At 44.2% G+C, this 26,914-nt stretch carries 25 protein-coding genes and 3 tRNA genes; 12 read left to right on the top strand and 16 right to left on the bottom strand.

Annotation, left to right across the window (positions count from 1 at the left end; genetic code table 11):
* Nucleotides 1–118: 118 nt before the first annotated feature.
* Together AC1DP6_RS05670 and AC1DP6_RS05665 are read right to left on the bottom strand one after the other, a co-directional pair.
* Nucleotides 119–2,659 (bottom strand): phosphocholine-specific phospholipase C, encoded by a 2,541-nt coding sequence (locus tag AC1DP6_RS05670; RefSeq protein ID WP_477053946.1) that lies wholly within the window; start codon nt 2,657–2,659, stop codon nt 119–121.
* A 183-nt stretch (nt 2,660–2,842) separates the two neighbouring features.
* Entirely contained in the window at nt 2,843–3,265 is a 423-nt protein-coding gene (locus AC1DP6_RS05665; protein ID WP_477053945.1) for a hypothetical protein, read from the bottom strand.
* A gap of 76 nt (nt 3,266–3,341) precedes the next feature.
* On the opposite strand from AC1DP6_RS05665, the gene AC1DP6_RS05660 reads away from it, so the two are divergent.
* Entirely contained in the window at nt 3,342–4,223 is an 882-nt protein-coding gene (locus AC1DP6_RS05660) for a helix-turn-helix domain-containing protein (RefSeq protein WP_477053944.1), read from the top strand.
* A gap of 61 nt (nt 4,224–4,284) precedes the next feature.
* Nucleotides 4,285–5,166 carry a hypothetical protein gene (locus tag AC1DP6_RS05655; protein WP_477053943.1) on the top strand — a complete coding sequence of 294 codons (882 nt, stop codon included), beginning with the start codon at nt 4,285–4,287 and terminating at the stop codon, nt 5,164–5,166.
* Between the two features lie 62 nt (nt 5,167–5,228).
* On the opposite strand, the gene AC1DP6_RS05650 is transcribed toward AC1DP6_RS05655, so the two are convergent.
* The 4 genes from AC1DP6_RS05650 to AC1DP6_RS05635 all read right to left on the bottom strand — a co-directional run bounded on the left by AC1DP6_RS05650 (nt 5,229) and on the right by AC1DP6_RS05635 (nt 9,826).
* A complete protein-coding gene (locus AC1DP6_RS05650; RefSeq protein ID WP_477053942.1) occupies nt 5,229–6,362 on the bottom strand; it encodes a hypothetical protein in 1,134 nt (377 codons plus the stop codon).
* A 70-nt stretch (nt 6,363–6,432) separates the two neighbouring features.
* Nucleotides 6,433–8,247 (bottom strand): carboxypeptidase-like regulatory domain-containing protein, encoded by a 1,815-nt coding sequence (locus tag AC1DP6_RS05645; RefSeq protein WP_477053941.1) that lies wholly within the window; start codon nt 8,245–8,247, stop codon nt 6,433–6,435.
* 15 nt (nt 8,248–8,262) lie between these two features.
* The gene (locus tag AC1DP6_RS05640; protein ID WP_477053940.1) at nt 8,263–9,243 is read right to left on the bottom strand and encodes a FecR family protein; all 981 of its coding nucleotides are present in this window, start codon (nt 9,241–9,243) and stop codon (nt 8,263–8,265) included.
* A gap of 10 nt (nt 9,244–9,253) precedes the next feature.
* Entirely contained in the window at nt 9,254–9,826 is a 573-nt protein-coding gene (locus tag AC1DP6_RS05635) for an RNA polymerase sigma-70 factor (protein WP_477053939.1), read from the bottom strand.
* Nucleotides 9,827–10,251: 425 nt separating this feature from the next.
* Between AC1DP6_RS05635 and AC1DP6_RS05630 the strand changes: the two genes are divergently transcribed.
* On the top strand, nt 10,252–10,752 hold the full coding sequence (locus AC1DP6_RS05630; protein WP_441572216.1) for an OmpH/Skp family outer membrane protein: 501 nt from the start codon (nt 10,252–10,254) through the stop codon (nt 10,750–10,752).
* Nucleotides 10,753–10,893: 141 nt separating this feature from the next.
* Here the strand turns inward: AC1DP6_RS05630 and AC1DP6_RS05625 are convergent, their stop codons facing one another.
* Complete coding sequence (locus tag AC1DP6_RS05625; RefSeq protein WP_159454320.1) at nt 10,894–11,187, bottom strand: GNAT family N-acetyltransferase; 294 nt, start codon at nt 11,185–11,187, stop codon at nt 10,894–10,896.
* A gap of 185 nt (nt 11,188–11,372) precedes the next feature.
* The gene (locus AC1DP6_RS05620; protein ID WP_477053938.1) at nt 11,373–12,245 is read right to left on the bottom strand and encodes an SMP-30/gluconolactonase/LRE family protein; all 873 of its coding nucleotides are present in this window, start codon (nt 12,243–12,245) and stop codon (nt 11,373–11,375) included.
* Between the two features lie 116 nt (nt 12,246–12,361).
* On the opposite strand from AC1DP6_RS05620, the gene AC1DP6_RS05615 reads away from it, so the two are divergent.
* Both AC1DP6_RS05615 and AC1DP6_RS05610 read left to right on the top strand, forming a co-directional pair.
* A complete protein-coding gene (locus AC1DP6_RS05615; RefSeq protein WP_477053937.1) occupies nt 12,362–13,342 on the top strand; it encodes a DUF2157 domain-containing protein in 981 nt (326 codons plus the stop codon).
* Nucleotides 13,329–14,498 (top strand): hypothetical protein, encoded by a 1,170-nt coding sequence (locus tag AC1DP6_RS05610; protein WP_477053936.1) that lies wholly within the window; start codon nt 13,329–13,331, stop codon nt 14,496–14,498. The genes AC1DP6_RS05615 and AC1DP6_RS05610 overlap by 14 nt, the downstream gene beginning before the upstream one ends.
* A 95-nt stretch (nt 14,499–14,593) precedes the next feature.
* Here the strand turns inward: AC1DP6_RS05610 and AC1DP6_RS05605 are convergent.
* From AC1DP6_RS05605 to AC1DP6_RS05585, 5 genes are all read right to left on the bottom strand, one after another.
* Nucleotides 14,594–14,666 (bottom strand) — tRNA-Gly (locus AC1DP6_RS05605).
* A gap of 78 nt (nt 14,667–14,744) precedes the next feature.
* Nucleotides 14,745–14,820 (bottom strand) — tRNA-Gly (locus AC1DP6_RS05600).
* A 228-nt stretch (nt 14,821–15,048) separates the two neighbouring features.
* A complete protein-coding gene (locus AC1DP6_RS05595; RefSeq protein ID WP_477053935.1) occupies nt 15,049–16,275 on the bottom strand; it encodes a PepSY-associated TM helix domain-containing protein in 1,227 nt (408 codons plus the stop codon).
* 172 nt (nt 16,276–16,447) lie between these two features.
* A complete protein-coding gene (locus AC1DP6_RS05590; RefSeq protein WP_441572221.1) occupies nt 16,448–16,648 on the bottom strand; it encodes a hypothetical protein in 201 nt (66 codons plus the stop codon).
* Nucleotides 16,649–16,730: 82 nt separating this feature from the next.
* Nucleotides 16,731–17,750: a glycosyltransferase family 2 protein gene (locus AC1DP6_RS05585; protein WP_477053934.1), complete on the bottom strand. Its 1,020-nt coding sequence runs from the start codon at nt 17,748–17,750 to the stop codon at nt 16,731–16,733.
* A 117-nt stretch (nt 17,751–17,867) separates the two neighbouring features.
* Here AC1DP6_RS05585 and AC1DP6_RS05580 point away from each other — a divergent pair, with 117 nt between their 5' ends.
* The 6 genes from AC1DP6_RS05580 to AC1DP6_RS05555 all read left to right on the top strand — a co-directional run bounded on the left by AC1DP6_RS05580 (nt 17,868) and on the right by AC1DP6_RS05555 (nt 22,882).
* Nucleotides 17,868–19,016 carry a sensor histidine kinase gene (locus AC1DP6_RS05580; protein ID WP_477053933.1) on the top strand — a complete coding sequence of 383 codons (1,149 nt, stop codon included), beginning with the start codon at nt 17,868–17,870 and terminating at the stop codon, nt 19,014–19,016.
* 81 nt (nt 19,017–19,097) lie between these two features.
* A tRNA-Leu gene (locus AC1DP6_RS05575) sits at nt 19,098–19,181 on the top strand.
* Between the two features lie 262 nt (nt 19,182–19,443).
* The gene (locus AC1DP6_RS05570; RefSeq protein ID WP_477053932.1) at nt 19,444–20,736 is read left to right on the top strand and encodes a DUF2130 domain-containing protein; all 1,293 of its coding nucleotides are present in this window, start codon (nt 19,444–19,446) and stop codon (nt 20,734–20,736) included.
* A 27-nt stretch (nt 20,737–20,763) separates the two neighbouring features.
* The gene (locus AC1DP6_RS05565) at nt 20,764–21,381 is read left to right on the top strand and encodes an HAD family hydrolase (RefSeq protein WP_477053931.1); all 618 of its coding nucleotides are present in this window, start codon (nt 20,764–20,766) and stop codon (nt 21,379–21,381) included.
* Between the two features lie 210 nt (nt 21,382–21,591).
* The gene (locus tag AC1DP6_RS05560; RefSeq protein ID WP_477021823.1) at nt 21,592–22,230 is read left to right on the top strand and encodes a DUF4136 domain-containing protein; all 639 of its coding nucleotides are present in this window, start codon (nt 21,592–21,594) and stop codon (nt 22,228–22,230) included.
* Nucleotides 22,231–22,261: 31 nt separating this feature from the next.
* A complete protein-coding gene (locus tag AC1DP6_RS05555; RefSeq protein ID WP_477053930.1) occupies nt 22,262–22,882 on the top strand; it encodes an outer membrane beta-barrel protein in 621 nt (206 codons plus the stop codon).
* Nucleotides 22,883–22,962: 80 nt separating this feature from the next.
* Here AC1DP6_RS05555 and AC1DP6_RS05550 read toward each other — a convergent pair whose 3' ends face one another.
* Entirely contained in the window at nt 22,963–23,979 is a 1,017-nt protein-coding gene (locus tag AC1DP6_RS05550) for an FAD:protein FMN transferase (protein WP_477053929.1), read from the bottom strand.
* Between the two features lie 140 nt (nt 23,980–24,119).
* Complete coding sequence (locus AC1DP6_RS05545; RefSeq protein ID WP_477053928.1) at nt 24,120–25,298, bottom strand: acyl-CoA dehydrogenase family protein; 1,179 nt, start codon at nt 25,296–25,298, stop codon at nt 24,120–24,122.
* Between the two features lie 191 nt (nt 25,299–25,489).
* Here AC1DP6_RS05545 and AC1DP6_RS05540 point away from each other — a divergent pair, with 191 nt between their 5' ends.
* Nucleotides 25,490–25,927 (top strand): YciI family protein, encoded by a 438-nt coding sequence (locus tag AC1DP6_RS05540; RefSeq protein ID WP_477053927.1) that lies wholly within the window; start codon nt 25,490–25,492, stop codon nt 25,925–25,927.
* Between the two features lie 118 nt (nt 25,928–26,045).
* Here the strand turns inward: AC1DP6_RS05540 and pyrF are convergent, their stop codons facing one another.
* Nucleotides 26,046–26,867 (bottom strand): orotidine-5'-phosphate decarboxylase, encoded by an 822-nt coding sequence (gene pyrF / locus AC1DP6_RS05535; protein WP_477053926.1) that lies wholly within the window; start codon nt 26,865–26,867, stop codon nt 26,046–26,048.
* Nucleotides 26,868–26,914 lie beyond the last annotated feature (47 nt).

The following is a 26,914-nucleotide window of genomic DNA, read 5'->3' as shown; positions in this document are numbered from 1 at the left end:
ATAGTCAATATACAAAAAAACAAATAACAAAAAAACGATAATTTAGTTCAAACATCTATTCATAAAAAAGCCGCTCCCCGTAACGGAGAGCGGCTTTCTATTCTCAATTCTTCTGGTATTAAACTCTTCCCATTACCGGGTCACTGAAACTTTCTTTGCCTGTTTCTACTCTGCCTGCATACCGCTGTTCAAAAGACGCGCTGCCAGCCACCTTCATTGAAAAATCGTACCAACCATGGCTTTTAGATAAGTCTATCACCAGCGTTGCGGTTGTACGGGCAGCCACTGTTTTTTTCAACTCCCCTTTATGGTAACCCAAATCGTTGATGGCGATATTGGCCGTCCCGCTACTGTGATTGATCAGCTTCAGTTCCACGTTGCCGGTGAGCTTCCTGCTATTGGTCAAACCAGGCTGATAGCTGCACTGTACCTCTATCTGAGGATCATTGGCATCTCCGGCAAATTCACGGTAAAACCCGTTAGGACCATACACCCTCAAGTGATAATGCGCATCTTCAAAGGAAGCCAAAGGCCAGGTATCTTTCAGCTTATCTGCCGGCTTCACCGCATAGGACCAGGTTCTTACCGGTTCCAGCGCCTGTGTATCTTCCTGCAGATGTTTACCGGGAGCATACACGTTAAAAGGTGCGCCTGCCGCCTGTTTGCCAAATACTTTGTTACCCGCCTCAAAACTGATCTCAAAGGATTTTTTATCCGCACTCAGCTTACCACCTACATACAACTCATAGGGCAGTGCATTCGAAATACGGACGCCTTTTTCCTGGTGAGCCATCCATTCTGATCCGGCGGGATCCGTATTGATCTTCGCAATTTCATCCGCTGTCAGCAGCTTAAATCCATCCGGCAGCTTCTTGAATTTTGCGTTGTACACCATTTCTATAAACTCGTTCCTTTCCGGGAAAGGTACGGTCACTTTTTCCCCATTAAACGGCCGGAATACAGAGGTTAAATCACTGCATACTGTACGACGCCACTCAGAGATATTCGTTTCCTTAATAGCCTTACCCGTTTTATGCTGCAGGAAATTTTCCATCAGCCGTATAATAGAAGTATGATCACATACCTGTGAGTTCACATACCCACCTCTGCTCCACGGAGATGCTATCACCAGCGGTACCCGATATCCCAATCCTATCGGGCTTTCACGGATTTCATCCGCACCCAGGTATGGCTTCGCCTGCTCTTCTTCCTTCGTTACGTATTCAAGACCGGTATCAATTCCTTCGGAAACCTTTCCTGTACCTGGTTTATGTGGTGCCGTAAACGGAGGCACGTGATCGAAGTAACCATCATTTTCGTCGTAACAAAGAATGAAAATGGTGTTCTTCCATACCTCTTCCTTACGGGTTAATATGTCCAGTACTTCAGATACATACCAGGCGCCATACCAGGGGGAACCCGGGTGATCTGAAAACTCGCCCGGTGCCACCAGCCAGGATACGGTAGGCAGTTTGCCTTCATTTACATCTGTTCTGAACTGATGCAGGATATCGCCTTTAGGCACCTGCACTGTTCTTTCGGTATCCCCGTCTTTATAGGTCAGCGTTTCCAGCTCATGATAATCAGGATCGCTTATATTGGTGGTAAATGCTTTTTTGTGAAGGTTTTGCGCACGCTGTGGCAGTTTCGCAAAATTAGCGGCCGTGAACTTTTCTGCATCACTCCTGGTTTTCTCCAGCTCTGCTTTCCGCTGCTCCAGCTTCTTTTGCACCTTTGTTTTTTCATCGGCGGCAGAAGTAGCTGCCAACACTGCTTCCAGGTCAGTTATTTCAGCCGGGAGTTCTTTGATTCTCCTTTGCAGGTAGCCAATATGCCCTGCAGCAAAACGTACGTTAAAGGCCGCAAACCATTCTATCGGGTTATCGGTGAAGTTGGCCAGCATGCCATCTTTCTCCCCTTCTAATCCGGCTGCACTGATTTCATTCTGGTATATTCTCCAGGAAACGCCGTTATCTTCCAGTCGCTCAGGGAAACTGGTCCAATGGGCTTCCCGTCCGTAGTCCACATCTTCATTCCATACGTTGGCTTTGGCGGAAGCCTTTTGTTCGTCCCGCAGGGTACCTGTCCACAGATAAAGCCGGTTAGGCGTGGTGCCGGTCAGGGAAGAACAGAAATTCTGGTCACATACGGTGAAAGCATCTGCCAGTGAATAATAGAAAGGAATATCTTCCCGGTTGTAATACCCCAGTGTGAGTGGCATAGGCGACCAATCCTTGTTACCGGATTGTTTCACCAGCAGCCATTTATCATATTTACCATGGTTACGGGCATCTACCTGGTTGCCCCAGGAATGTGGCAAACTGCTCATCCAGGTGGCTTTGGTATCTTTCAGATTCAAACGGAAAGGTGCATACGTTTCGCCTTTGGCGTTGCTTTGCAGCCAAACCAGGTTTTTGTTGGGCAGTTGAATCGCACGTGGATCATTGTATCCACGCACGCCCCGCAAAGAGCCATAACAATGGTCAAAAGAACGGTTTTCCTGCATCAGGATCACAATGTGCTCCGCATCCAGGAAAGTAGTACCAGGCTTGGGATCTATGGCCATAGCCCGCTGAATGGAAGCTGGCAGGGCACTGAATACTCCGGCAGCCCCGGATAGCAACGCTGCCTTTTTAATAAAATCTCTTCTGTTATCCATTAATGATTAATTTTTTCATCTACACTGGTAAATGGGATTCACGTGAAAGGCGGAAAATAATAAAAATCTACAGCTACGCACAACTAACTGTGAGGAGTGGTAGTTATGTTATTGTTATGATCAAATAAAAAAGGCCCCCGTTTTCACGGAAGCCCCTGTATATATGTTGAGAAATGGTAAAGCCTATGGCTGTATTTCTGAAGGTACCAATACAATTTTAATCCATACTTTGGTAGTTGGTTTCTGACTGGCAGCACCGTTAACGCCCTTAATATCTACTTCCACGGCACTTCCATTGTGAATTACGAAATAAGACTGACCACCGTATACCTGTGGTAACAACTCAAATGATTGTGGGTCTGCACTGCTATTGACTTCATATCTGCCTATAGATACGATTACCCCATCTGACTGATTTACGTTATTGAGCTCCGGAACCGGCACTGAATAAAAGTAAAGCTGGTTAACAGCATCAAATCCCCAGTCATTGGGATTTACTGGTTGTAATATTGTTTTATTCGGAATCACTACCTCATTTGTTGTTTTGGTGCACCCAGAAAAAACAAACACCAACAGTAGCAGCGGAAGGTAAAACCATGTTTTCATATGAGACTCTTTTCTCAGAAATAACCAAATACAATGCCATAAAAGAAAACTGATCCGTAATCCGTAATTTCACGGTATGTTACAACGTTACCCGAAGGCATTTGAAGGCATTCCCACAGTAAGATTACACCACGCCGGCAGGTCCGTGGTGGCCTGGTTCAGGCTTATGGACAAACACGACAAAGAGGAAGGCTTCCTTACAGAAAACACCCTGGTGTTTTTGCTCAAAGGGGTGAAACATATTCACCTCGGCGAGGAAGATATCGTGGCCCATGCGGGCGACCTTATTCTCCTGAAACGGGGCGCCTATTTCATGACCGATTTCATTACAGATGGCAGCGACTATCAGTCGCTCATGCTCTGTACGGATGACGCACTGTTGCGTTCCTTTATCAGTGAAGATGCAGGCTTCAACGCCGCCGACCAGGTACGTCACCGTATCCCCTCCGCCCCCATGGTCATCCACTGCTCCCCGGAAGTACTGCAGGTACGCAATAGCATACTGGATTACCTTCAGCACCCCAATAACAATACCGATAAGCTGCTCGAACTGAAGATCCGTGAAGTATTATTATTACTGCTATCAGGGGCACATCAGCAAAGCGTGTTGTCCTTCCTGTTTCACATGTTCGACAGCAGTGCAGAAAGCATTATCCTCACCATTCGCCACAACCTGTTGCAACCCTTTACCCTGGRAGAATATGCAAAAATGTGCGGATTAAGTCTCTCTGGCTTTAAACGGGAGTTCTCCAGGTTGTATAATGCGCCACCCAAAAAGTGGATAAATGAGGAACGATTGAAACATGCTCAGCAACTGTTATTGCAGACCCGAAAAAATGTCAATGAAATTGCGGACGAGTGCGGCTTTGAAAATGTGTCTTACTTTATCAAACAATACAGGCTACTATACGGTACCACCCCTAAAAATGCACAACGAACCAAAAGTGCTATTTTTTGAACGATTCCTGTTACCCGCCTGCCCCTGCCGCCTATACCTTTGCTAAAAATAAAATCAAACGATGAAAAGTATCACCATGGCAGGGCTGATAGCTGCCGCCTTACTCACAGGCGGCCACACCTTTGCACAACAACAACTCAACAGTACCTCATTTATGCATGCTCCTGAAAGCGTGGCCACAGATGGCAAAAGCTTTTATATCGCAGATGTTGGCGAAGGTGGCGACCCTACTAAAAAAGATGGAAACGGCATTATCTTTAAAATGGATCAGCAAGGCCACAGCAGCATCTTTGCCAAAGGGCTGGATGCACCCAAAGGAGCCTTCCTGTTGCACCACCAACTCTTTGTGGCAGATATAGACAAAATAAAAGGCTATGACCTAAAAGATGGTACACTACGTTTTAATATAGATGTGGCGCCGGCTACCAACTTTTTAAATGACATAGTAGCTATCAATGATTCGATGCTGATCGCTTCTGCAACAGACGTAAACAAGCTTTTCCTCGTACACCTGGGCAATCATCCCCGCGCGGAAGAACTGCTTTATACAACGCCGGTAAGAGGCACTAACGGGCTTGTATATGATAGCAAACTGAAACGGCTATACGTATGTGGATTTGGTGACGCGGGAAAACCAGACGGACAAATCGGTTATATTGATATGGCAGCAGCGAAGAAAGTGTTTGTACCATTGACAGACCGCCTGGGTTACTATGATGGCATTGCCCTCACGCAACATAACACGAAACTGATCATATCCGATTGGGTAGCATTTGAAAAGAAAGGTGTGCTGCTGGAGCTGGATCTGGCAAGTGGAAAAGTAAACACATTAAACCACGTATTGATTGCCGGCCCGGCCGACTTTATATTAGATAGTAAGGGAGATGTAATTACACCGGCGATGTTGGAAGGAAATATTCTGAAATATAAAATCACTAAATAGTCTGACGCGTTTTTTTGTCTTTGGGCAGGATTATATTAATCCTGCCCAAAGACAATATCCGCTTATAACCTTACCTGTACACCACCTGCTGCACCGATGTAAGCTCCGTTAAAACGGTTATTCCTAACATCTTCAGACCAGATATAATGATTCACCAGGTCTACTCCCAGGTCATGTTTGCTTTCAACATAGTTAAACGTAGGCCCCGCAAATACTTCCACTCTGCTGCCAAAACGATAAGCTGGATAAATCCCTAATGTTTGACGATGAAAATCACCTCCTTTAAAAGCTGTCATGAAGGTATTGGTAGCTTCTGCATTAATTCTGAAATGAGAGAGTAAAGGCAGATGTGCACCGATACCTGCCTGCAGGGCGTATAAAGAAGTACTGTTTTTCGCGTTATATCCCACGCCCAGAATACCATACAGGATCCGGCCACCAGACTTAAAAGCTGCCATGATAGTCGTCGTTTCATCTATGCTCACACTCACCTGTTTTTCTCCGCCTTTTATAATGTTAATAGCCCCGATAGGACACTCATTACTATCTGCAATATTGATGAAACCCACCTGCACACCTTTTACTTTCTTAGCGACGTTCAGGAACCCGGCTACCTGTACATGTACATCAGTTGCTTTATTCATAAAACCAGTTACCTGTACATTTCCTTTATTGGTAATATTCGTGAAGCCGGAGATCTGCGCCTGTGAATTATTGCGGGCCATATTCATGAAACCGCCCACCTGTGTACCGTCCACATCTTTGGATACAATATTCGCAAAACCGGCTGCCTGAAAGCCTTTCAGGCTACCATCCAGATTCATAAATGCGGCTATCTGCGCACCATTGGCATCATTCTTTACCTGGTTCATAAATCCTGCTACCTGTACACTGCGGGAAGTGCGGCCAATATGATTGGAGAAGCCTGCTATCTGCAGGCCGGTAGCGCTGTCTTTGATGATATTGGAGATGCCGGCAATCGCTGCACCAGTTTCTGCTTTGGATAAACCTGCAATAATATTTAATGAAAAATGGTTCGTATAAGCCGCTGCATTTTTACCATTACTGCTCAACGGATAAACGAGTCCTACATGTGCGGGACTTGTAAGTGGTGTCTGCGCAAACGCGCTGCTGGCGAGGGATAAAATTGAAATTACAATTATTACGATCCGGTTGCTGAAGTTAAATGTTCTCATGTTGTGTAATTATTTCGTATAGTATAACGACACGTTGAGGAACATCTACCCCTATGCAATAAATGAAAAATTAAAAAAGACTGATACCGGCCTGCCAGCCCAGCCAGCCCTTGGCTGAACCTCCCATATCAAAAGAAGGATAGTGATTACCGAAATCAATGTAGTGACGTGTGGGATCTATTTTATTCTCGGTGTCGGCTACAGCAATAGACAGTGCAGGTCCTGCAAATAAAGAAATACGTTTGCTGAGCTTTACATTCAGTGAAGGTTGCAGCCGGTATATCTGGGTATTATGATGCCAGCCACCTTGCCAGGTGTTTTGTGCAGTGACTTCTGTTGCAAGAGAAAGTACTTTATTTAAAGGAATATTTTTTCCAATACCATATCCGATAGACCACGCATTATTGTTTTCACCGGTACCAAAACCTCCCAGCAAAATACTGTATAACTCACTGCGGCCAGCCTTCCAGGCGATATTGTAAGGCAACACGTCTGTGGCAAACAATACCACTTTTTTATATCCCCGGCGTACAATGTTAATGATGCCGATGCTATAACCATTCACGCTATCAGCAATATTCACCAGGCCTATCTGCACCCCATCCATCTGCCGCGCATAATTAAAAATGCCGGATATCTGTACGCCTTTCATGGTACCCCGGCTAATATTGCCCGCACCTGCCAGCTGCACCCCGTTCGCATCTTTCTGGCTGTAATTGGCAATACCACTCAGTTGCAGTCCTTCGAGATTACCTTTCGTATAATTTAATGCACCAGACACCTGCCAGCCAATGGTATTACCACGTGTGATACCTGCCAACCCCTGTATTTGCGCACCATTCATGTTACCATATACCTGGCCTACAGCGCCGGTGATCTGCACGCCCCGCAGACTGCTTTCTGTAATATTACTGAAACCGGATACCTGCAAACCAATCATAGAGTCCAGCACATTGTTATGGAAACCCGCTAATTGTACGCCTCTTGTTTTTCCACCTACCACATTCACCAAACCCGCTATCTGTACATCCTTCATATCATTTTTCACAATGTTGAATGCGGTACCTATTTCCACACCATCCACACCGGCAGTATAACCACCCAGCACATTCACGGAAAATTTATTCACTACCTGTCCACTCATGCGGCCATGCGTACCTAGTCCAGGTGTAAGCGATACCTGGTAAGGCTTATCTGCCAGGAAGGCCCCTATATTCAAGCTGGTTAATTTCTGACGGGAGGATAAGAATATTTTAGCAAACCATGTTTTTTCTACCTGTGAATGCCCGGTAATATCTACCGTTTTCAGTTGATAGGTAGTAGGTGAAATACTCACCGCTACTTCCTGATCATAGCCCGTAGTGAGGAACAGAGAGGTATCTGCATACAGGTCCTTACTAACGCTGATGGCTGCGGTAGGATATTTATCCTTTAACCGCAGCCTGAAGTAACCGTCGTTGTTTGTTAATGTAGAAATGAGTTGCTGTCGTTCATAGACACTGGCATTGGGTAGCCGCTGTCCTGTTTTTTTATCCGTGACGACCCCGCTGATCAGATAATATACCTGCGATTGCCCTGAAGATTTTTTTAGCAGGATAATATAATTCCCCGATTCTTTATACTGGTAATCAGAGAGCAACATATCCAGTATCTGTTTTACACTTTTATTCTTTTCCGAGATGCTTACCAGACTGTCTTGCGGAAGCATCGTAGTTAGATAGGAGAAATAAAAACCGCCTTGTTTGCTAATCAAAGTAAGTACCTCTGAAAGTGGCCGCTGCTTTGCTTCTATGCTCACTGTTTTATTCAACAGATTTTGTGCGGCAACCGACATGGAGAAAATAGATCCTAAAAATAAAGTCAGCAATTGCTTAGATAGTAACATACAGTACGAAGGCTATTATTTCAATATGATTTGTGATCCTTTTCTCTCCACTTCAATCTCATAAGTAAGCCCGATTACTTGCAAAGTACTATCCAGCGAACTGTTGGTAAAGGTAGAATTAATCTGCAAATCACGTTTATTATTATCCGCAATAACAATGTTCACACCATATGCTTCATTCAGGATCTCTACCAGTTTCCACAGCGGTGTATTATTACATACAAAGGTTTGTGTGCGGTAATAGCTGTACAGCTCATCGTTATTGCTTTGTTTGCTGGGGGCCGACTGGTCGTTGGTAACAACTGCTTTCTCATGTTGTTTCAGCTGCACGCTGTTGCTATTTTTACTTACTTCCACGGCACCTGTTTCTACGATCACTTCTGTTTTTCCATTTACACTTTTTACATTAAAAGAAGTACCCAATACTCTTACGGTTACATCGTTTACCTTTAATATGAAAGGTTTTCCGGGATCCTGTGCCACATTAAAAAATGCTTCTCCTTCCAGTTTTACACTCCGCTCTTTTTTAAAGGAAGCGGCATACTCAATGGTAGACTGTTTGTTAAGTGTTACCTGTGAGCCATCGGGCAAGGTTTCGTTTTTTATTTGTTGACCGGAGCTCACGATCATGGGTTGCCCATTTGTTTTGGACAGGTACCAGAATCCTGCGGCGCCCAGGAGTACAACAAGTACGGCAGCAATACGGAGTAAAGGTTTCCAGTTTATGCCGGTATCCAGTTGTACAATACGTGCAGTATTTTCGTTGGTGCCTACCCGTTGCTGGAAGCGACTCCAGGCAGCATTTTCATTAACCGTACTAACGGCAGCAAGTTTCTTACTTTCTGTCCATATGAGGCGGAAATGTTCAAAATAACGTTGGTGCTCCTCTTTTTCCGTCAGCCATTCAGCCACTGCTGCTTTCTCCATAGGAGTGGTAATATCCAGCAGATATTTTACCAGGAGGTCATCGTTTATATGATCGGATTGTTTTTTCACTTATGCACTTTTACAGGTGGAGCAAAATTAATAACAAGGGTAGAAAATCTACCAGGTTGAGTCGTAATAAGCGCAAAGCTTTGCCCATCTGGTTTTCCACAGTTTTTATAGAGATATCCAGGCGATCCGCTATTTCCTGGTATTTCAATTCTTCAAACCGGCTCAACTGAAAAACAGTACGGCACTTCTCTGGCAATGCCTGTAAAGCCAGTTCCAGCTTCTCTTCCAGCTCCCGTAACATTACTTTACCGGAAGCGTTTCCGGCGCTTTGATCATTGCTCATCTGATATTTTGAATGTGCCTGGTGGGTGGCTTTTACTTTTTCATGTCGCAGGTAGTTAATGCATTCATGGTATACTGCCCGGTAAAGGTATCCTGAAATGGATTGCTTTATTTTTATATCGCCGGATTTCTCCCACAGTTTGCAAAAGACGTTCTGCACCATTTCCTCCCCCATTATTTCGTCTTTTAACAAGGTACAGGCATAGGAATGCAAGCCTTTAAAATGTGTTTTAAAAACCTGTTCAAATGTTAATGAGTTTTCTATCTCCGGTACGGCAGTACCCGGATTTCTAAATTCCATGCTTAGGGTTTGATATCTAACGTCAAATATAATTCCTTCTGCCAATTGAACTGATTTATTATACGACACGCTGAGGAGCTCCTACCCCTACGCTGTAATGCAAAATTTCCTTGTGGAAACATCCTTTTTGGGATGAAGCCGGCGTACAATTTCATATCTAATTGGTTATCTGTTAAATATGCAATATTATAAAGGTGTTTATATGAAGCACTAACTATCAGGTATTCATCTCCCAAAAGGTAAAATGAAACTAAAAGTAGCGAATACAGGCCGTGATACATCTGTTAGTGGCAAGGAAAAGGGGATACAGCGACAGTTTAAGGCTCCGGAAACGCGTTAACTTTTCTAGTCACTTTAACAATACATTATATTCGTCTTATAGAATATTTCACAACTGGACCACTAATATTGTGAAAATTATCCCGATGAAATTTATCTGTACACTTTGTCTGCTGCTATTAGGAAGCACTGTTCTTTTTGCCCAATCTAAAACGGGTTATATTAATTTTCAACAAATGATTGGTTTAATGCCTGAGAGCAAACAGGCCACTGATACATTAAATGTATTGCAGGAAAAATTAAATCAGGATGGGCAGCAACTGCTGGCGGAGTATACCAAAAAGGTAACGGAGTTCGACAGTATTCAAAACAAACTAACACCTGCCATGCAGGAAGTAAAGGTATCTGAGATTAAAAGTATGCAGGCTAACTTACAGCAGTATAAACAAATGTCAGAGCAAACCATGTCTACCAGGGAACAGGAATTACTTACACCTATATTAGATAAAGCTAAAAAGATTTTGAAGGCGGTGGCTAACGAAAAAGGCTATACGCTGGTGATTGATAACTCCAGAGACGCGGTATTGGTATCCGCAGAAACCGATGATTTGATGCCGGCTGTGAAAGTGAAGATGGGCATCAAGTAAGAGGGCATTTGGGTATTTAGTTATTTAGTTATTTGACTGGTATAAATGTTTGTCGTCTCTTCCGCCATTCTTATATTCTGCAATATGTTTACTACCGGCAAATAATTAAATAACTAAATGTCAAATGTAACTTGTAAAGAACTATATGTGTAAACCGTGCGCCAGCAATGTTTTCCACTGCGGATTGCTACGTACAAATTCTGCCACTTTTTTGCTGGAAGGTACCATACGGATATTCTGTGCAGAAATCTCCTCCATTACTTTTCCCAGCATCATTGGTAATACACCCTGCTTTTCCAACACCGGAGGCACTTCTGCACCAGTCAGGAAAATACGGCTTCCATTTCTTTCGTAAATTACTTTAGCCATTTGTCCAGCGATATGCGCTTCAAACTGCCTGGCTTCCTTGTTGTCAATAATTTTAAAATCCTTCATGATCATAATTATTTTTTACACGATGTTTCTAGCGGTAGCGTACTAAAGGGAAAGTATCTTATGCAAAAGGGAAGTTGATATAAGATAGCATGATTGGTATTAAAATACCCTGAAAAAGCTCATTCCGTCTGCAAATATACTAATATTTTAGTAGAAAACCGTGAAACATTAATATGTAAAAATAATTAATACTTAAAGTAGTTGGCAGGTAAGCCTTTAACGGGAAGTCTTACGTGAAACACACTACCACTAAGGGGATATTCCCTTATTTGCTCCGCTGTCATATGCTCCCGGGCGGTAGTAATCAGCATTTCATCCATATCGGCACCTCCAAAAGCACAGGAAGAAACATGTGGCGCAGGCRCTTCTACCTTACCCAGCAACTCCCCCGTTTCAGGATTCCAGCAATACACACCCCAACCACCCCATTGAGCAATCCATAACATGCCGTTGCTATCCATCGCCATACCATCCGGATCTCCCAGTGCTTCAGGAATACGAATCGCTACGCGCGTAAAGGCAATAGCACCCGTGGCTTCGTCATAACTGAATTCCTGCACTGTACCTGTATGTGTATCGTTATAGTACATCTTATCTCCTTTCCACACCAACCCGTTGGAAATGGTAACGCCTTCCAACTTCACTACCGGCACAGCTTTGCCCGTAATACAATACAATGTCCCGGTGCCTTCTTCTGCCGGCATCTGCATGGTACCTATCCATAGCCTTCCTGCCGGATCGCACTTACCATCATTACATCGCATATTGTCTCTGTCATCGAGTACTGTCAACAGTTTACCCAATCCCTGCTCCGGAGAAAAAAAGGCAATACCCTCTTTCAGTCCCGCTACTAAGGCATTCTGCCCGGCCACCGGTACCAGTGTAGTGACATGGGTACCCGCATCAAAAGCTTGCTGATGCCCGTTTTCATCTCTCATGTAAATAATATGTCCGAGTATATCTACCCAGCACCAGCTCTTTCTTTCCGGCCACCAGCAGGCGCCTTCGCCCAGCTCACTCGTTAACTGCGATAATAACTCCGGTTGATATAACTTCATATTTCTTATTTTAATAAACAACCCTGTTGGCAAACATCCAATATATACTTTTGCGCGTTGATATTGTATATTGCATGCTATAATGATTGTTAATTTCCAGTTCTTTAATTCCGTCTATGAACGTAAAAGTATTTGAAAAACTCCACAAGGAGGGGTTGATAAATGACAACTCCCTGGCATCCGTAAAAACAGCAGAAGAGCATCATTTATTTTCCCTCCACTGGGAAATTAAAACCCTCCTGTATCTCGGCGTATTACTGCTGAGCGGCGGTTTAGGTATACTGATCTATAAAAATATTGACACCATTGGCCACCAGGTAATATTGCTGATCATTGGTGTGATCTGCGCCGGTTGTTTCAGTTATTGTATCCGGCAAAAACTGCCCTTTTCATGGCAACAGGTAAAGTCACCGAATACCTTTTTCGATTATGCGTTACTGTTAGGCTGTCTCACGTTCGTTACTTTTATCGGATACCTGCAGTTTCAATATACCGCTTTCGGTACCGCGTACGGACTCGCTACTTTTATCCCATTGGCAGTACTTGCCATCAGTGCTTATTACTTTGATCACCTGGGTGTGCTGTCCATGGCTATCACCAATCTGGCTGCCTGGATGGGGATTGCTGTCACACCATTTCAGTTACTATCTGCCAATGATTTCAGCAGCCAACGACTCATTTACACCGGCACATTATTAGGTGTGATCCTGTTGTTACTGGCCATGTTATCTACCCAAAAAAATCTAAAGAAACATTTCGCCTTTACCTATCAGAATTTCGGCGCGCATATTATTTTCATTTCCTGCATAGCAGGTATATGCATGTTTGATGACGCTCACTTCTTCTGGTTCCTCTTTATGGCTGGCATAGGTACTTACATCTACCTGCAGGCATTCCGGGAACGCTCTTTTTACTTTGTTCTGATCACCGTCTTATATCTTTATCTCGGCTTCACGATTGTATTCTTCCGGGTGCTTTTCAAGGCGCCGGATATCGGGGGGCTGTACCTCGGATTTTTCTATGTGATCGGCTCTGCTATCGGCGTTATCCTGTTATTGATTAACCTCAACAAAAAAATTAAAAATGCTCGCGTATAATTCCAACACACTCGACAACCTGGAAATAAAAGAAGAAGCGGAAATAGCGCTGAGAAAGGATTGTATTGACGTGGCTACTTATAAAGCCATTGAAGCAGCACATCCCGTAAATTTTTATACGCCTAACCCCATCATCAAAATCGGGCTGTTTATACTCACCACTATTATCATTTGTTTTTCACTCGGACTGCTGACTTTAATGACGCTCGACGCCCTGCGCAGTGAGAGAGGATTTGCAGGCCTCTGTATTTTCGCCGGAGTAGCCTGTTATGTGGCACTGGAATTATTTATACGTGAAAAAAAATTGTTCCGTGCCGGTGTAGATGATGCGTTGTTATGGGGTACTGTGTTATTGCTGATCAGTAGTTTAATTGCTTACGACTTTGACCACGTTTCCATGACTACCTGGTGTCTGGTTACTTTTATAGTAACGCTATTGGCCACCTTACGTTTTGCTGATATGGTGATGGCAGGAGCCGCCTTCCTGGCATTCCTGGGGCTTGTTTTCAGTCTGCTGATCAAACTGGGGCCTGTTTCTAAAACCGTCACTCCTTTTGTGGTAATGGCGCTTTCGCTGGCCGTTTATTTTATAGTAAGAAGATGGATGAAACAGGTGGCTTTCCGGCACTACAAACATTGTTTAACGGTGATATCGGTGCTCGCTTTACTCACGCTTTACCTGGCCGGCAATTACTTTGTAGTAAGAGAAGTCAGTAACGACATGTTTGACCTGCAATTACAGGATGGACAGTCTATACCCGGCGCTTTATTCTTCTGGATATACACGACCATTATACCTTTCATATACCTCTATCTTGGCATCCGTAAAAAAGACGCTATCCTGTTACGCACTGGTATGATCCTGTTAGCAGCCATTGTATTTACCGTCCGGTATTATCACAGTGTAATGCCGCTGGAAACAGCGATGGTAGTTGGTGGCCTGGTATTAACTTTCGGTGCGTGGGCACTGATACGCTACCTGCAGATACCTCGTCACGGCTTTACTTATGTAGAAACAGATGAGCCTTCCCTGGCCGATAAACTAAAACTGGAATCGCTGATCATTGCCCAAACTTATGTACCTGGTGCACATACGCCGGATATGGATTTTGGTGGTGGCACCGGTGGTGGTGGCGGCGCCAGCGGAGATTATTAAAGCGGTTACAGCCTGGCCATAGCAGCGGGCTTAGATCTGCAGCATTCGTAGGGGCATAAAAAAAGCCTGACTGAAATAATCAGTCAGGCTTAAAGAGCGAAAGACCGGGCTCGAACCGGCCACCCCGACCTTGGCAAGGTCGTGCTCTACCAAATGAGCTACTTTCGCAGATGTATTAAGAACTTCGGGATTGGCTTCGCATTAGCTATGAGCGTCATGCGTTACTTGTTATCCCCAACAAGTATTTGGAGCGAAAGACCGGGCTCGAACCGGCCACCCCGACCTTGGCAAGGTCGTGCTCTACCAAATGAGCTACTTTCGCAGGTATTAAAAACTTCGTTATTTTAAGAACTTCTCCCTTCCAYGTGCATTCTTTCGTTTGCTTTGCCCTGTGGCGTTTTTGTTGGGATTGCAAAGATAGGAAACGGACTGAAAACACAAAATTTTTTTTCGAACTTTTCTAAAAAAATTATGCACGGATATATGCACCAACTTACTGAAACACAGATCTGTAAAGCATTTCAAGAGAAAAATTAGTAATACTTTTTATTTACATTGTGTCCGTTACTGCTACACTACGAATGACTAAAGGCTTCTTTTTAGACTTTTTCCGCTTGCCCCACCATACCAAGAAACCCGTTACAGGCAAGGAAGCGCATATTAAGCTGACAATAAATGCAATGATCTTTCCTGCTATGCCACCAATAGCACCTACATGAATATCATAGTTCATTTCTATTAACCGCTCACCTGCATTTTTGTGTGCATCATTACGCCTGCCCAGCAGTTTTGCGCTGTATTGATCAAACTGTAGCTGATCGGATCCATAGTACGTTTCCTTTCCTTTATAGCCACCAATTACATTCACGCCTTTTTCACCACTTGCAGGATAAATGAAAACGCGGTCGTTGCCTTTCAGGATAGGCAACGCTTTCTCAAAAGCGAGGTCCAACGGGTCACCCGTCAATGACGCAGTTCCTTTTACCGACTCGTGCAATGATCTGTCAGGAGGCGTAATACTACGGGAAGCCACTACATACACCGTAGCCTCAAACCAGGTAAATGCCCAAACCATACCTRTCAGGGCCAGGACCAGCGCAAGGATGAGGGCATAAAAGCCCAGCACATTGTGCAGGTCGTAGTTCACCCTTTTAAAACCAGCTTTCCACTTAATTTTAAAGCTCTTATCACGATTGCCTTTAGTCCACTTTTTAGGCCACCACATGATCAATCCGGTGATCAACAGGATCACAAAAATGAAAACGCTCCAACCTACAATCGGCTGCCCGATTGCATTATTTAACAGTAAACTCCAGTGAATAGCTTTTACAACAGAAAAGAAATTGTGCTTATAATCAATGATGCCCGTAACCTGTCCCGTATAAGGGTTCACCATGGCAGATTCATAGTATTCCATGGAGCCGAAATAGGTCAGCGCGGTATCATTCCCTTTGTAGGTCATAAATTCCCACGCCTGGTCAGGGGCAGTATAGGTAGTAATATTACTAATCGGCTTATCGGGACCCAGTGCGGCCTCTGCTGCTTTCTTCAGCTCGCTTAATGGACGTACGCCATGTGCTTCGGGGGTAACAATTAGTTGTTTACGGTAATAGATGTCGTTCACTTCTTTCTGGAAAACAAACAAACATCCTGTAATGCTTACAATCAGCACTATAATTCCTGCTCCCAGGCCTAACCAGAGGTGCAATTTTTCCACTGCTATCCTGAAAAGCGACTTATGTTGCTTCTTTTTTAATTTATCCGTCCGTTTAAACATAGATCAATACCGTGGGTAGCTATTATTCCCGAGATACAAAAATCCTTGTAAAAAGGCATTTTCACTACTCGGATCCGGAATTTCATTTACGCAAAAGGGAAAGATGGGGCATAAAAAAAACCTCCCCCGGAAAAACCGGAGGAGGCCTGGATAATTATGTTAAAGCCGTTGCTTACTTATATTTTGGATTATACAGCGAGCTTCCCTGTACTTTTACTTCAGGTTTTCCGGCATATCTATGTGCATAAAGGCCGTAGCTAAGCCCCAGGATAAAGGCCACCAGGCAAAACAACTGCACGTAAAATAACCAGCGGGAGCGGGAAACCTTATCTAAGGTAATATCGTATTTATTTTCTACTGTATTCTGTTCCATAATCAGTTTATTTCCGATGCAAACCTACATAATATTTTGAAATTTTCGAAGTTATTTGGCCGGTAACGAAAACTTTTGCCTGCTAAATCAGCTCGGAGAATTTCTTATGTTTTAAAAAATAATACCTCCAGATCATGATACCATGAAACACGCCCTTCATTTTCATCAGCTTCATTTCCGGTAAATCATCCTTTCTCACATATTTACGGCGCCAGCGGTAGTAATCCTTATAAGCACGGTAAATAGCAGCCATATCCTTGGGCTTCCCTGCTACCAGGCTTTTAACACCTGCCAGGATATCCAGGAAAAAACGTTGTACCAGTACTATCCACCGATCCTCACTATGCAGGTTTTTCCACAGCATCATCAGGTTATTCCGGAAGTTCAGATACAGCTTACGGGGATTTCCCTGGGGCAAACTTCCCCCGCCCACATGAAACACTGTGGAGTCCGGGCAATAACAAATACGGTACCCTGCCCGCTGTAAACGCCAGCAAAGGTCCACTTCTTCCATATGTGCAAAAAAATCGCGATCAAAACCATTTACCTGGTGAAAACAGGCCGAACGTATAAACAACGCTGCTCCCGTAGCCCAGAAAACGTCCTGCACATCGTTATACTGTTCCTGGTCCTTTTCTGTAGTATACAGGATACGTCCCCGGCAGAAGGTATAACCCAGGATATCCATCCAGCCTCCGGCTGCACCGGCATACTCAAACTCGTCCGGCTGCAGATAAGCCCTCATTTTAGGCTGACAGGCAGCAATACGGGGATCTTGCTGCATTAATGCCACCACCGGCTCTATCCAGCCAGCTTCCACTTCCACGTCCTGGTTCAGCAACACATAAATATCTGCTTCTACCTGTTGCAAGGCGTCATTATAACCGCCGGCAAAACCGTCATTACTGGCATTACGGATAATCCGGATCTGCGGGTAATGTTGCGCCACAAAAGCCACACTGTCGTCCGATGAGGCATTATCTGCCAGCACCAGCTGCAGGTTGCCGTAAGTAGAACGGCAAACAGACGGCAGGAACTTCTCCAGGAAAGATTTTCCGTTCCAATTTAAAATAACAACTGCTACTGATGGCAATACGGGCAACTGATATTACGTTTAGCGTGAACAATTATTTTTGAGATGCAAATATGCAACAAAGGATTTTAATATTTGCTAATCATTACAGAATCAGACAAGCCAAATATGGCTTAAATTAGAAGTATGTTTAAACAGTATATCGGATGGAAGTTTGTACTGGCCTCCATAGCAGTGCTCATCATTGGGACCACTATATGGTTTGTAAGTAATTTATCAAAGAATATTCAGGAAGAAGAAAGGAAAAAAGTAGCTATCTGGGTGGAAGCCAACCGCGAATTGCTGCGGGCGGATACTGATGCCAACCTCAATCTGGCCATCAGCATTGTGACCAACAACACCACCATCCCCCTGATACAGACCAATGAGGATGGGAAAATAATGGATAGCCGAAATCTCGACTCCATGCGCATTATGCAGGATCCCAGGTATCTCCCCGATGAACTGCTGGCCTTCAAAAAACAACATCCCCCCTTTATCATGGAGGTAGATGCCAGGCAAAAAAAATATAATTACATCTATTACGGCGACTCGCTTATTCTCCGGCAAATCCGCTACTATCCCTACATACAACTCATAGTAGTTACCCTTTTTATCGCCATCGTGCTTTTTGCCTTATCCAGTACCAACCGTGCCACCCAAAACCAGGTATGGGTAGGACTGGCCAAAGAAACGGCCCACCAACTCGGTACGCCACTATCCTCCATGGAAGCCTGGCTGGAAATTCTCCGGGAAAATGAAGCCAATACCACCCTGGTAACGGAGCTATCGAAAGACGTAGATCGCCTGAAACTTATCACAGACCGCTTTTCGAAAATAGGAAGCATCCCAAAACTGGAAGAAAAAGACATCGTGGAGCAGATCCGGAATATGACCAACTATATCCGCAAAAGAGCACCACAAAAAGTACAATTAACGGTGCATAGTGCAGAAGAAGAGCTACCAGCTATGATCTCTCCCCCGCTTTTTGATTGGGTTGTGGAAAACTTATTAAAAAATGCGTTGGACGCCATGGAAGGCAAAGGAAAGATCGATATTACCATAGAAAACCATCCTACTTTTATCACGGTAGATGTGTCGGATTCCGGAAAAGGGATTCCGAAAATGAGCTTCGAAAAAGTGTTCAAACCCGGATTCAGCACCAAAAAGCGGGGATGGGGCCTTGGACTCTCCCTCGCCAAACGGATCATAGAAGAATACCACCGCGGCAGGCTCTATGTAAGGTCGTCTGAAATCAACAAAGGAACCACTTTCAGGATCGTACTGCGAAAATAATGACCCGTTTCAGCAAAATATGAATAAATAAATTTGCTTATTTTAAAAAAGCCGTTATTTTTGCACCCCATTCTACCAGATGCGAAGGTGGCGAAATTGGTAGACGCGCTACTTTGAGGTGGTAGTGCCTGAAAGGGCTTGGGAGTTCGAATCTCCTCCTTCGCACACAAAAAAGACTTGCTGAATCAGCAGGTCTTTTTTCATTTATATCCATCCTTAACAATTACCTAACCCCTCCTTAACGCCCACCTAACAATAAATTTCCAATTTGCACGCACACCCCAATCGTATTACGACCCCTCGAAAACCCTTTACCTGTTGTTTGTTTCTACTAACGTTGATTAATAAGGAAGGATGAGGAAACTCCTTCCTTTTTTTATTAAGGCAACCAATCCCCTATCTTTACTTAATTTTTTTACTGAATACTATGGGAACATCAATCACCTGTCCCAGTTGCAAGCACCAGTTTGTCATGGAGGATGCCTTTGCAGCGGATATCGAAAAAGAAATGAGGAGTAAAATGGAAGATGAATGGCRCCGCCGCCTCAAGTCTCTCCAGGACGAGAAAGATACGCTCCTATCCGAAAAAAATAAGATGGCACTGGAACGCCGTCAAATAGAAACACTGAAACAACAACAGGAAGAAGAAGTGAATAAGCGTGTCCTGGTGGAGAAAAAACAACTCCAGGAAACGATGGAAGGAGAACTGCGCAAATCCATTACTGCCGACCTGGACAACCAGATGGCGGTGTTAAGAGAAGCTAACCAGGAGCAGGAAGAAAAGCTCAGGGAAGCCCGTAAACAGGAACTGGATTTTCTGCGCAAAGAACAGGAACTGAATACCAAAGAACAGGAACTGGAAATTAACCTGCAAAAGAAATTACTGGAAGCCCGTTCTGAGCTGGCAGATAAAATACGTAAAGAAGAATCTGAGCGAAACAGTCTCCGGGATACGGAACACCAGATGCGTTTAAAAGAACTGGAAAAACAACTGGAAGATCAACGCCGACTCGCAGAAGAGATGAAACGCAGGGTTGAACAGGGTTCTACGCAGTTGCAGGGAGAAGCCCAGGAACTCGTGCTGGAAGAAATGCTGCGCGCCAATTTTCCATTTGATGAAGTCACCCCGGTAGGAAAAGGCGTACGTGGCGCCGATTGCGTACAATTGATCCGCAATCAGTTCGGACAGGAATGCGGCCGGATCATTTACGAAAGCAAACGCACCAAAGAATTTATTAAAGACTGGGTAGAAAAACTCAAAGCAGATATGCGTAGCCAGGGTGTTGATGTAGCCATTCTCGTTACCCAAACCATGCCTAAAGACATGGAACGCTTCGGTGAAAAAGATGGTATCTGGATCTGTACTTTCGCAGAAGTAAAAGCACTGGCCTATGTGTTGCGCGATGGTATCATAAAAATTTCCAGTAAGCTCCGCACCCAGGAAAACAAAGGCGATAAAATGCATATGCTCTACGAATACCTTACCGGTGGAGAGTTTGCAGAACAATGGAAAGCCATCCGTGAAGGATTCATGTCCATGAAATTATCGATACAACGGGAAAGGGATGCCATGGAAAAACTCTGGAAATCACGCGAAAAACAACTCGAAAAAGTATTACTGAACGCAGCACATATCAGAGGATCGATTGAAGGCATTGCCGGCAGCGACTCTGTAGACCTGCAACTGCTGGAGGATGCAGCGGATGAAATACTGGATTAATTTTTATTTTTTTATTTATATACGCCTATGCAGTCATCTATCAATACCATTATTTTTGATCTGGGAGCAGTATTAATTGATTGGAATCCCAGGCATCTGTATCGTAAACTTTTTTCTTCTGAAGAAGAAATGGAAACATTTCTGCGCGATGTTTGCACATCCGACTGGAATGAAGCACAGGATGAAGGCAGAACACTCGCTACAGGTACTGACTTGCTCGTAGCCAGCTTTCCACATCACGAAGAAAACATCCGCGCCTACTACGGCAGATGGTCCGAAATGCTGGCCGGAGAAATTGAAGGCACCAAAAATATATTACAACAGTTGAAAGAAAGCGGACAATATAAATTATATGCGCTCACCAATTGGTCTGATGAAACATTTCCTATAGCACAGGCTATGTATCCTTCCCTTCATTGGTTTGATGGCGTAGTGGTATCTGGTCGTGAAAAAATGCGTAAGCCCGCCGCCGCCTTTTATCAGCTGTTATTAGACAGGTACCAGGTAGCTGCTGCCAACGCTTTATTCATCGATGATAATGAAAGAAATGTGATTGCCGCAAGAGCGTTCGGTATCGACAGTATTTTATTCGAAAATCCACATCAGTTAAAAATTGAATTAGAAAATAGATCTATTATTATTTAATCCACTTCGTTAATAATTGAATCTGTTAACCCTTCTTTCACTTTAGGATTTCCTTAACACTCCACAGCTAAACTTTCTGTAACAATCAACTATCTAATCCGTTCAAGAGAGAGGAAACACGGAAAACATGATTGTCAGGAATACCAACCTGTTTTGGTTCATCATTGTTAGCCTGTAAGGAAATTATTTTTTAAATTAATACGCTAGGACATGAAAAAAACTTTGTTTTTATTCAGTGCCGCTGCCGCAGTGGTAGCGATGGTTTCATTCAGCAGCTGTCGTAAAGATCCTTTGAAAGATATGACTAATGAAGAGTCAAGGATCTACATTACGAATCACGATAGCACCGCAAATTTCACATCTTATTCAACATTCAGCATAGTAGACTCGGTAGCTGTATTAACGCGTAGCGCGGATACCGCTAAAAAAGCATTGACGGACTATGATAAAAAACTGATTGCATCTGTTACTGCTGCAATGCAACAACGAGGATATACACTGGTGAACAAAGCGGCCAAACCCGATCTGGCAGTGAATCTTACCCGTATAGATAATTCCTATACCAACATCTCCTGGAATCCGGGATGGTGGGGCGGTGGTGGCTACTGGGATCCAGGTTACTGGGGATATCCCGGTGGTGGCTGGTATTGGCCTTCTTACTACACCGTATACCAGGTAAATGAAAAACAAGTGGCGATCGATCTTTTCGACCTGAAAAATCCGAAAGGAAACAAGCTGACAGCTGTATGGAACGCACTGTGGCGCGGATCAGGCGTATGGACTACCGGAAATATAGACCCCATGGTACAGGCATCTTTTGCCCAGTCCACTTACCTGAGTAAAAAATAATGTTGACTTGAACTTTTAAATTGACAGGAAGATGAAAAAGATTATAAACTGGATATTGATTTTTGCAGGATGTTTTGCAGCGCAGACAGTATCTGCACAGGTTCGTCCACCATTATCAGTGGATATCAACTATTCCATCGCACAGCCATTTGGCTCACTGAAAGATTATACCGACAAAACCAGCTTCCGTGGCTGGAGTGCAGGATTACAATATATGCTGAATGATCAATGGTCAGTGGGTCTCCGTTTCGGATTCCAGGACTTTTATCAGAAGCTCCCACGTGCTGTTTATCCCGATAAACAAGGGGATGTATCCGCCGTACAAACACGTACACTCCAGGTGATCCCTATTCAGGCCACCGTGAGTTATGCATTCACCAAACCCGGATCAGCAGTCATCCCATACGCAACAGTAGGCGTAGGTACAGCAAATATGAATTATGAAAAATATTGGGGTGAGTTTGTTGAAAAGAATAACAGCTGGCAGTTTCTCGTAAGCCCCGAAATAGGTATCAACGTTCCTTTTGGCAAGGCTTCACCAGTAATGTTTAATGCGAATGTGCGCTACAATTATGCACCGTATAAATATGGCGACATTACCAGCTACAATACCCTCCAGGGAAATATTGGGTTGAAGTTCCATTTGAACTAAGACTCACTTTTGTCCATATTCTAAGAAAGAAAAGTGAGAGTGGATCCCATCCGTTAAACCAGCGGATGGGATATTTTTTTTCAGAATTCCATGTATTGCTGAAACCCTTTGCTAAACGCCTCTTTAATAGTACCCTCTTTATCTTTATAGATGTAAATAGCTTCCAGTCCGTACTCCGCATGTGCTGCAATATAAGCCAGTCCCTTTTCTACCCCCATTAAGATGAGCGGATTATCAAATGCGTCTGCCGTAAAACAATCTTTTGCAATCACCGTTACACTGATAATATTATTGTGCAATGCCACCCCTGTTAACGGATGAATGGTATGTGCAAAACGGGTACGTCCCTGATCAAAAAAGCGGCGGTAATTACCACTGGTAGCAATGCCTTTATCCGGAAGCCGCACCAGCCCCTGCACGGGCTCATAAGTGGTATCACCTGGCGATGGCCTTTCTATTCCCACACTCCAGACTTTATGTTGATGATTGTGACCTTTTGCGCACAGCTCCCCGCCCACATCTACCAGGTAATTATTTATGCCCTGCGCAGCCAGAAAATTACCCAGCACATCTACGGTATATCCCTGTGCAATGCCATTACAATCTATCTGCACCCCTTTTTTTGTAGTATACAACTCATTCCCTTTTACGTGGAGATAACGCGAACCTATATACGACATCGCCGCTTTGATACTATCCGGCGGTGGCACACCTTTAAAGGATGGTTTGCTCACCCCGAATCCCCACAGGTACACCAGCGGTTTAACGGTGATATCAAACAGACCTGCTGTGGCTTTATTGGTAAACAGGGCTTTTTTTATCACCGCCTGCATATGTTCATCCATTTGTACCCGACCGGTTTCATTGAAACGATTAATGACAGAACCCGGCTTATACAAAGAAAGTGATTGATCAATCACGCGGAAGATAGAATCTATGCGCGGTTGCAGCGAAGTTGTATCTGCAGACAAATATTTCACAATGTAGTAGGTGCCTTGTGCTTTGCCTTCACAGGCCACCAGTTTCAAGACAGGCTCCTGCTGCGCTTTAGCCGCAGTAGCCCATAGCAGGATACCTGCAAATAATAATTTGTTCATTTTTAATTCAACTGTTGGCGCTAAGTTATCTCCATTTCAGTATAGCTGCAAGCGCCTGCTCATGGCTGCATTTCTGAAAGCTATCTTCGCTGCATTTCTATTCGCTGCATTTCTAAAAGCTAACTGCTAATAGCTAAAAGCTATTTAAATGCATCAAATCCGGTTACGTCCATACCGGTTATCAGTAAATGTATTTCATGTGTGCCTTCGTAGGTCATCACGCTTTCCAGGTTCATCATATGCCGCATCACAGAAAATTCACCGGTAATGCCCATACCGCCTAAAATGGTGCGGGCGTTGCGGGCAATATTGGCCGCTACCTCGCAGGAATTGCGTTTCGCCATGGAAATTTGTGCAGGGGTAGCTTTGCCTTCATTTTTCAATACCCCCAGGCGCCAGTTGAGCAATTGTGCTTTGGTGATTTCAGTGATCATTTCTGCCAGCTTTTTCTGTGTCAGCTGGAAACCGCCAATTGGGCGACCGAACTGGATGCGTTCTTTCGCATAGCGGAGGGCCGTATCGTAACAATCCATTGCCGCGCCTATCGCTCCCCAGGCGATGCCATAACGAGCGGAAGAAAGGCAGGATAATGGCCCTTTTAATCCTTTTGCATCAGGCAGTATATTTTCTTTAGGTATTCTTACATTATCAAAAACCAGCTCACCGGTGGCGCTGGCACGTAAGCTCCACTTTCCTTTCGTTTCAGGTGTGGTAAATCCTTCCATGCCTCTTTCCACAATAATGCCGCGGATAACACCGGCTTCATCTTTTGCCCATACTACTGCGATGTCTGCAAAGGGGGCATTGGATATCCACATTTTGGCGCCATTCAGTATTACATGATCCCCATCGCTCGTGAAGTTGGTGATCATACCGGCCGGATTGGAGCCATGGTCAGGTTCGGTGAGCCCAAAGCAGCCCATGAATGCTCCTGTAGCCAGTTTAGGAAGATATTTTCGTTTCTGTGCTTCACTGCCAAAAGTAAAAATGGGATACATCACCAGCGATCCCTGCACCGAAGCGGTAGAACGGATACCACTGTCGCCGCGCTCCAGCTCCTGCATCATGAGTCCATAGGAGATGTGGTCCATTCCTCCTCCTCCATATTCTGTTGGAATGGTAGGACCAAAACAGCCCAGTTCTCCGAGTCCATCTATAATCTGCGTGGGAAAAGTGGCCCGCTGGCAATAGTCTTCAATGATAGGCGATATTTCTTTCTTCACCCATTGTCTGACCGCATCACGGGTCAACAGGTGTTCTTCTTTCAGCAAAGCATCTACGGCAAAGTAATCGGGTGACTGAAACAGATCTTGTTGCATTAACTACAGGTTTAATACCCAATATAAGAAATTACGAATTACGGAGTTGCGGGAAGCAGGCAGGTGTAATGAAAAAATGCTGTCAGGGGCTATAGTGGCTGCATAAATAATGCAGTCTCCTGCAAAATCTTCGCTGTTATAAACGCGTTAATTCGAGACAAGTTAGTACCTTTCCATCAAATTAGAGAGCTATGGCAAGCAAAGTTATACCTGCGCTTTTGCTATTGGGATTCTTAGTCGTTGTGATGTTATCATTTCACCCCACACCATTACAATCTGTTGCACTCAAGGTGCTACCCCCAAAAGTCAAATCAGGCGCTACCCCTGAATTAAAAAGGTACTGGATGGTCTTTTTACGGAAAGGCTCCAGACGCGACCAGGATACCGCGGTTGCAGCAAAAATCCAATGTGATCATCTCGCTAACATCCACCAACTGGCCGATGCGGGCAAAATTATTGTGGCAGGCCCTTTTGGAAACGATGAAGATCTGCGCGGTATTTTAATTATGAATTGTGAAGACAGTCTCGAAGTAGTATCTCTGGTTAACAGGGATCCTGCAGTGGTGGCAGGCAGACTGGTATTTGATGTAAAGCCGTGGTGGACAGTAAAGAACGCGGTGTTTAAGTAAAGAATTACGAATTTCAAATTACGAATTACGGATTTGTGGGTAGATATAAGCGAAGCAGATATTCGCGTTTACTATCTTCTCACAAATCCGTAATTCGTAATTTGAAATTCGTAATTCTTTATACTGTCGCAGCAATCTTATTCAGGTATCCTGCCATTTCCTGTTGATATTTTATGGCCACATTTCTGGCATCTGTTGCGAAATCTTCTCCATTACCGGCATAAATAATGGCACGGCTGGCATTTACCAGTAACCCGCAATCCTTATTCATGGCCTGTGTAGAAATTTCTTCCAGACTGCCTCCCTGTGCACCTACGCCCGGCACCAGGAAGAAATGATCTGGAACCAGCTTACGGATATATCCCAGTTGGGTAGATTGTGTAGCGCCTACAACAAACATCAGGTTGTCTGGTGTACCCCATTCCACACCGGCTTTCAGTACTTTTTCAAACAGGAATTCATCGCCCATCTGTTGCATCTGAAAATCCTGGCTGCCTTCATTGGAGGTGAGTCCAAGCAGGATGGCCCATTTTTCAGAAAACTGCAGGAAAGGTTCCACACTGTCTTTTCCCATATAAGGCGCCACGGTAACGGAGTCGAACTTATAGGTTTCGAAAAATGTTTTGGCATACTGGGTAGATGTATTGCCTATATCACCACGTTTGGCATCAGCAATTGTAAATATACCGGCAGGGATATACTCTACGGTGCGTTGTAAACTTTCCCAGCCACGGATACCCATACTTTCGTAAAAGGCCGTATTAATCTTGTAGGCTACACAAAGATCTTTGGTAGCATCAATAATCGCCTTGTTAAAGGCAAACACCGGATCTGCATGAGAAAGCAGGTGTTTTGGAATCTTTTGTATGTCTGTATCCAGTCCTACACAGAGGTATGACTGCTTTTCCTTAATCAGATTCACCAATTCCTGTYGATTCATAGTCGGTTAATTTGGGGCGCAAAGTTAAGTAAAACTTAAGTATTGAC

The organism is Chitinophaga sp. 01L420 (assembly GCF_056399985.1).
This window is presented reverse-complemented; position numbering and strand designations above follow the sequence as displayed.

Bases quoted from the DNA above. Each gene is read 5' to 3' on its own strand.
- AC1DP6_RS05645 (WP_477053941.1), bottom strand. From the start codon at position 8,247: ATGTTACTATCTAAGCAATTGCTGACTTTATTTTTAGGATCTATTTTC.
- AC1DP6_RS05610 (WP_477053936.1), top strand. From the start codon at position 13,329: ATGCTCGCGTATAATTCCAACACACTCGACAACCTGGAAATAAAAGAA.
- AC1DP6_RS05550 (WP_477053929.1), bottom strand. From the start codon at position 23,979: ATGAACAAATTATTATTTGCAGGTATCCTGCTATGGGCTACTGCGGCT.
- AC1DP6_RS05655 (WP_477053943.1), top strand. From the start codon at position 4,285: ATGAAAAGTATCACCATGGCAGGGCTGATAGCTGCCGCCTTACTCACA.
- AC1DP6_RS05615 (WP_477053937.1), top strand. From the start codon at position 12,362: ATGAACGTAAAAGTATTTGAAAAACTCCACAAGGAGGGGTTGATAAAT.
- AC1DP6_RS05590 (WP_441572221.1), bottom strand. From the start codon at position 16,648: ATGGAACAGAATACAGTAGAAAATAAATACGATATTACCTTAGATAAG.
- AC1DP6_RS05540 (WP_477053927.1), top strand. From the start codon at position 25,490: ATGGCAAGCAAAGTTATACCTGCGCTTTTGCTATTGGGATTCTTAGTC.
- AC1DP6_RS05635 (WP_477053939.1), bottom strand. From the start codon at position 9,826: ATGGAATTTAGAAATCCGGGTACTGCCGTACCGGAGATAGAAAACTCA.
- AC1DP6_RS05555 (WP_477053930.1), top strand. From the start codon at position 22,262: ATGAAAAAGATTATAAACTGGATATTGATTTTTGCAGGATGTTTTGCA.
- AC1DP6_RS05630 (WP_441572216.1), top strand. From the start codon at position 10,252: ATGAAATTTATCTGTACACTTTGTCTGCTGCTATTAGGAAGCACTGTT.
- AC1DP6_RS05625 (WP_159454320.1), bottom strand. From the start codon at position 11,187: ATGAAGGATTTTAAAATTATTGACAACAAGGAAGCCAGGCAGTTTGAA.
- AC1DP6_RS05670 (WP_477053946.1), bottom strand. From the start codon at position 2,659: ATGGATAACAGAAGAGATTTTATTAAAAAGGCAGCGTTGCTATCCGGG.
- AC1DP6_RS05650 (WP_477053942.1), bottom strand. From the start codon at position 6,362: ATGAGAACATTTAACTTCAGCAACCGGATCGTAATAATTGTAATTTCA.
- AC1DP6_RS05560 (WP_477021823.1), top strand. From the start codon at position 21,592: ATGAAAAAAACTTTGTTTTTATTCAGTGCCGCTGCCGCAGTGGTAGCG.
- AC1DP6_RS05565 (WP_477053931.1), top strand. From the start codon at position 20,764: ATGCAGTCATCTATCAATACCATTATTTTTGATCTGGGAGCAGTATTA.
- AC1DP6_RS05665 (WP_477053945.1), bottom strand. From the start codon at position 3,265: ATGAAAACATGGTTTTACCTTCCGCTGCTACTGTTGGTGTTTGTTTTT.
- AC1DP6_RS05545 (WP_477053928.1), bottom strand. From the start codon at position 25,298: ATGCAACAAGATCTGTTTCAGTCACCCGATTACTTTGCCGTAGATGCT.
- AC1DP6_RS05580 (WP_477053933.1), top strand. From the start codon at position 17,868: ATGTTTAAACAGTATATCGGATGGAAGTTTGTACTGGCCTCCATAGCA.